Here is a 5,588-nt window from a genome sequence, read left to right as displayed (position 1 = left end):
GAGGCAAGAGATGTGAATTGGTATAGATATGTGAATAATAGTCCGTTGAATTATACGGATCCAGAAGGTAAAGTTGCCTGGGCTGCTATATTAGGAATACTATCAACAGCATTGCATACAATTACCAATTATATATTAAACAAAATGCCAGATTGCGCTAAGAAATGTAAGGATGATTGTATAAAATGTTGTGATTCTCTTGGAGGATGGGCACACGCTGCTAAAGGGGCAGCATACATGACTGCTAACAGTGCATGTGTTGGTCTTTTCAATCCATGGCTAGTAAGTGGGTGCATGGCTGCCGTGAGTTCAGAATACTTCACTGGGGCTCAAAATATTCAGCAGTCTATATTATCATGTAAAAGTTCTTGTAAATGAGCTGGTTTATAGAATTTATAATTACAAATCCTCCTTTTGCGTCGGGCGTGCTGATAATGCTTCCGATAGTGATTAAATTAGGCTACGACAGCCGCAAAGACAAGAGATGGTTAGTGTTTCACATTTTAGCAGGCATATTTATCTTAGCGATGTATTTGTTATTTCCACCTCCACATAGCATTCTGGAAGCTCACTATCATTCCCTTCCGGTTTGGGATTGTCTGGTTGTTGTATTAGGAATTTTAGGGTTGATCGCAACGCGTTCAGGAGGACGATATAAAGATAATAAAAGGGGAAAGTTAGTGATTAGTGCTTTGATAGTTTTGTTTATGGTTATCTACTTAATTCTGCGTTTAACTATATATAATATTGAGGCATACAAGCACTGGAAAAATAAGTCAGGTATGTCGTTGAGCTGTTTTGAATGGATAGTTTGATAAAAAATGTATAAAAAGGAAAAGATGAATTGCTATGAGAGTAATGAGAGTGCAAATGACGTGAGTCTCTGTTGAATGAAAAGTAAGGAGGAAAGCGTGCTACGACAAATTATAATTTATACGAAATTCGGCTTTGGACAGCCTTCTACAAATGCTTCATGAAACCCGTCCCGATCAGTTTCTTGCCGGGACGTGAATGGGTATATGTATGTAGGGAATGGACAATTGAATTATACGGATTCTGAAGGACTAAGAAAAGGATGCTATGGCTGTAGTAAAGAACTGGATGAAGCCCATATTAGCTTGTGCAGCATGTGTTCCAGTGTGTGCCAGAGCTGCAACTGGATGGGGAGCATTTGCGTGTTCTATATGTTTGCATCATTGCGCATTGAAATGGATTTGGTATGATGATTGTATAGCTAAATGTTCAACACATTGATGTATGAAAGAGTTCATGTGGCTCGTTGCATTATTAATAAGTATTACTTTATTTTCTTATCTTATATATAAACTTAGTAAAAGATTTTCAGGAGTGCTTAAGAAAGATTTTAGTGATTTTTCTTATCCATTCAGCTTAGCATTGTTGGTATATATGTCAATTGAACTAGGACAAATAGGATTTAATAAAATTTCTACACGGATGTTGATACAACTAATTTTTGTGGTCGGATTCTTCATGGCTTTGTTAGGTATGTATTATTCTAAAAAAAGAAATGGAGAAAAATAAATAAGTCTATCTTTAATTATTTTTTATCAAAAATGCTTGCAAAACGCGGCAATTTGAGTAGAAGCGATAGACACAATGCTAGAGCAGCGGAACCAGAAACGAACGCGCAGGAGCGGGCAGAGTGGGGTGATGACGACGGATTGGTATTTGCATGAGAATGTGCTGGGGAGCGCAACGCCCCCTCGCTTCCTGCAGCCTGATCCGATCGGCTTTGATGCCGAGGATGTCAATTTGTATAGATATTTGGGGAATGATTGTATTAACTTGAATGATCCAAATGGGCTAAAGTCACAAAAGACCTGTAAAGGGTGCAAAGAAGACTATAATAAATGTATGGATGTTGCAGAAAAAGTCTATAACAAGGCTATTGAGGGTATTAACAAAGCTATCCAAGCCGTATGGGACAAGCATAAACAAAGTGTTCAGGATGCAGTTCAGAAAGTCTGTGGAGATTTAGAACCTGGAATACAAAAGGTCTCGTGTGAAGCTGCTGTATCTACTGCGACTAATGCGGCGTTGCTTCCTGTAACGATTGTAGCTGTGGTAGGTTTACAAAACCAAAAATGGTCTGCTATCAGCACTTATACACACAGTATGAGACTTTGTTTTAATGAGCTTGTGGAATGTTTGAAATGTTGTTTGAAGTGATGATATGAATAAGATTTACTGTTTTTTCATCATAAATATCATAGGGGTCGGTATAGTGTATCTAGCATTTAGAGATATAATAGAGTTCTATTATGGGATATTAAAGGTATATGTGATTTCTCAAGATTTGAGTTTTCTGGATAAGGTAAACTGGAATGTTATGATCCCTTACAGCTTAATTCCGATTGGAATTATTCTGATATTAAATTTAATTTTGTTGTTAATTCTTAAACGGATTTAGTAAATAAGACTCAAATCTATATTGTAATCTTATCCCGTAAGATATATCATAATACAAACTTGGTTAAGAATTCACTCATGAGCACAATATACGGCCGCTTCCTGCAACCGGATCCGATCGGCTTTAAGGCTAAGGATGTGAATTGGTATAGATATGTTGGGAATAGTCCTATAAATTATACGGATCCTGAAGGGTTAGATTTTGGATTAACAGAGAGCACTCCCGAGGAAACATGCTTGGGGCGTGGAGGATTAATTGGACTTATAAATTATATTTATCTTAGATTTGGAGGTCTTGGTGGAAACGACAAAAAAGCTCATTGTATAACTTCTTGTGAAATTGCAGAGGATCAAGGAAAAGAGTGTGCTGAACAATGGGGCGATAAAAAAGAATCTATAGATAGCAATGATCCTGAAGAGTCAGCAGAGGATCAGAAGGCAAATAAAGCAGGGAGAGATTGCTCAAATCATCCAAAGGGCTGCAAGTGTTGTTGTGAAGAAAAAGGATATTAATAATACATTTATGTGATAATCAGCAGAGAACTTGTAAAGTCTCGTTATGCATATTGGAGATAAGTTATACGTGTTAAAAATTATATACATTATTTTAGGATGTTTAGGTGGCATTTTTTATATTCAATGGGCTTTTAGAAAAGTTGCAGAGGTGGGAGATTCTATTAATATGGCTTTTGAAAATAGAACCTTCATCTATTTTTTTGTATGGGTTTGTTTGATGTCAGCAACAATTATTCTCAGGGCGTATGTAAAGGAATTGGAAAAATCTCGGAACATATATTACAATAGTTACTATCTATTTAATATCTATGTTCTATGTCAAATTATCATGGGATTTATACTAACATTACCATACCCTAAAAATTAAAACAAATCCTGATAAGGAAACACACAAAATTCTTATTAAATCTACGAAGGGGTTGAAGAATACTAAGGGAGAATGTATTGATAAATAATTAAATAAAAAATAAGTTTCGTAACAGACACAAAGATATATATAGAACTTACAAGGTTGCGTCAATGTCTCTATAGCATAGAGGATGTATATAAAGTTGAGTGGTTAAAGGCTCAAATGAGAGGTGGAAAATCCATTAGTAAGGCAAACTGCACAAAGAGTGCGTGACATTAAAAAAATAAATCTTTACCAAAAAGTAATAGCATATAAATAACAGGTGTGCAAAGTGTATCAGAAAATCGAGCACTAAAAGCAGCAGCAGTCCCCCTGCTGCTGAATTCCTCATCAAGTTTCTTTATTGACACCACACGCAACCGCGTTTATAGCACCGTTCACGGCCGGCAAGATGGCGTCTGTGAGGATAGTGTGTTTGCCAGGAGGTGGTCGAAGCGGTCGTAGTGTTAGCCAAATATTATCAGAAGGCGGTCATGATTTTTGCGATCAGACAAAAAACAGAATATGTTCAAATTAAGATATTATATAGTAGCGTTCATAGTTTTTTTTAGTTACTTAGCTAAAGGGCAATCAGACGTAGAGCGTAGAGTAGATATTCATAAGAAGGATTGGGAGTTGTTTTTAGTTAGGAAATATGTTAGTCCAAGGTTGAGCATAATACTTAAGCATAAGGAAGAAATGTATTTAACGGTTGGATTTGTAGATAAGGGCTCTCTAGAAAAGAAAGCTCGGCTAATTGTGACACTGACAAAGCAAGCAAAAGATTTAAATAAAGAACTGGTTTACAAATATGAAGTTAAAAATACAGAGGAAAGGATTAAATTATATAATCTTCTAGAAGGAGTTTTTATAAGGACTGTAATAGATAAAACTACTGATATCATTAATAGTGTGCGGTATGATGTAGAATATAGAGAGATTAAATCTTGGGAAGAAAAATTAAGGATTTTGAAAGAATTTGGTGAAAGTTTAAGAATGATAAAAAACGTATTAGACCAGGAAAAATAACAAGATCTTATTGGTGCCTAAATAATTTATGATGATAAGATAATAGTTAGTTTTTTTTAGCTTCAATAAAGAAGGCAAATACGATTGCCGAGATTAAAATATTTTTTAGATACTTAGAATGTAGCTTGCAATCCGCGTTCGAAATTTCTATATTAAATTGAATTGTAATCAACATATTGATATAAAGACTATAATCATGCCTATGATCTATAATAATTTTATTTTCCGAACGGTTAAGCCCAGAGATTCATTTAGGTAAATCGTTGTATTTTCCAGCATCATTACACTGTTGGGAGTATGTGATGCGAGCTATCCTCTGGCCTTTTCATTTATAATTCATCGTTTAGCTATTTAATTTATTAATAAGAAATAATAACATTATTCATAAGTATTGAGTGTCTAAATAAATATTAAAGTCATTGAAGGAAAAACTAGATTGATTAATTATTTTGTAAAATAGAAAACTTGCATAACACATAGGTTTTGAGTTAAACATGATAAACAAGATGCAGATACTATGGAATAATTGCTATAGAATAATTACTATACAGGAGGAAAGGAGCACAGAGGGGTGATAACGGCAGAGTATTATTTGCATGAGAACGTGCTGGGGAGCACGGTGCGGGTGACGAATCCAAGTGGGGACGAGATGTTGCGTGCGCAGTATGATGTGTATGGGCGGGTGAGATTTTTGCAGAATGGGCAACCCTATTACAATCACACGATGACGCGGTTTTGGTATACAGGGCGAGAGATGTTGGTGAATGAGTATGGGGGGATAGGAGCAGGGCTTTACGATTTGCTTCCCAAGCCTATACAGAGTGCGGCCTCTGGCGCGAAGGAAGGGTCGCCGTTACCAGCTATGCATTACCGCAACCGCATCTATAGCACCGTTCGCAGCCGCTTCCTGCAGCCGGATCCGATAGGGTTCGAGGCTGGAGATGTGAATTGGTATAGGTATGTGGGGAATGGGGTGGTGAATTATATAGATCCGATGGGATTAATAAGTAGCAGCACAGGTTATAATCCATTTTTAGATAGGTCAGACGATTTTAGTCCACCAGATTATTTGCCTGTGGATGCTTCCTCGAACGCATGTGGGTGTTGCAATGATGAGCATATTGATGCTTTATTTAAATTTAGTTTAGTCGGTGCGCTTTGTGGAAGTAATCCATTGACCCCTGCGCCTTTGATTCCGATGGGATTAGTTATATGTGTGAATGCA

8 protein-coding genes are annotated in these 5,588 nt (G+C 36.5%); all 8 read left to right on the top strand.

The window, feature by feature from the left end; genetic code table 11:
• Positions 1-378: hypothetical protein (locus tag NZM04_00285; GenBank protein MCS7062481.1), on the top strand; the 378-nt coding region annotated here is incomplete at its 5' end.
• Positions 375-815, top strand: a complete 441-nt coding sequence (locus tag NZM04_00280; protein MCS7062480.1) for a hypothetical protein — start codon at positions 375-377, stop codon at positions 813-815. The genes NZM04_00285 and NZM04_00280, both read left to right, overlap by 4 nt.
• Positions 816-1,257: 442 nt before the next feature.
• Complete coding sequence (locus tag NZM04_00275; protein MCS7062479.1) at positions 1,258-1,542, top strand: hypothetical protein; 285 nt, start codon at positions 1,258-1,260, stop codon at positions 1,540-1,542.
• Positions 1,543-1,671: 129 nt separating this feature from the next.
• Entirely contained in the window at positions 1,672-2,190 is a 519-nt protein-coding gene (locus tag NZM04_00270; protein MCS7062478.1) for a hypothetical protein, read from the top strand.
• 318 nt (positions 2,191-2,508) lie between these two features.
• Entirely contained in the window at positions 2,509-2,943 is a 435-nt protein-coding gene (locus NZM04_00265) for a hypothetical protein (protein MCS7062477.1), read from the top strand.
• Positions 2,944-3,619: 676 nt separating this feature from the next.
• Positions 3,620-3,799: a hypothetical protein gene (locus tag NZM04_00260; protein MCS7062476.1), complete on the top strand. Its 180-nt coding sequence runs from the start codon at positions 3,620-3,622 to the stop codon at positions 3,797-3,799.
• A gap of 36 nt (positions 3,800-3,835) precedes the next feature.
• Positions 3,836-4,363, top strand: coding sequence for a hypothetical protein (locus NZM04_00255; protein ID MCS7062475.1), 528 nt, complete (start codon positions 3,836-3,838; stop codon positions 4,361-4,363).
• Positions 4,364-4,955: 592 nt separating this feature from the next.
• The coding region (locus NZM04_00250; GenBank protein ID MCS7062474.1) for a hypothetical protein at positions 4,956-5,588 on the top strand (633 nt) is incomplete at its 3' end.

The organism is Candidatus Methylacidiphilales bacterium, assembly GCA_025056655.1.
GTDB lineage: Bacteria > Verrucomicrobiota > Verrucomicrobiia > Methylacidiphilales > JANWVL01 > JANWVL01.
Note: the sequence above shows the minus strand (reverse complement) of the source record. Positions and strands in the feature narration are given on the sequence as shown.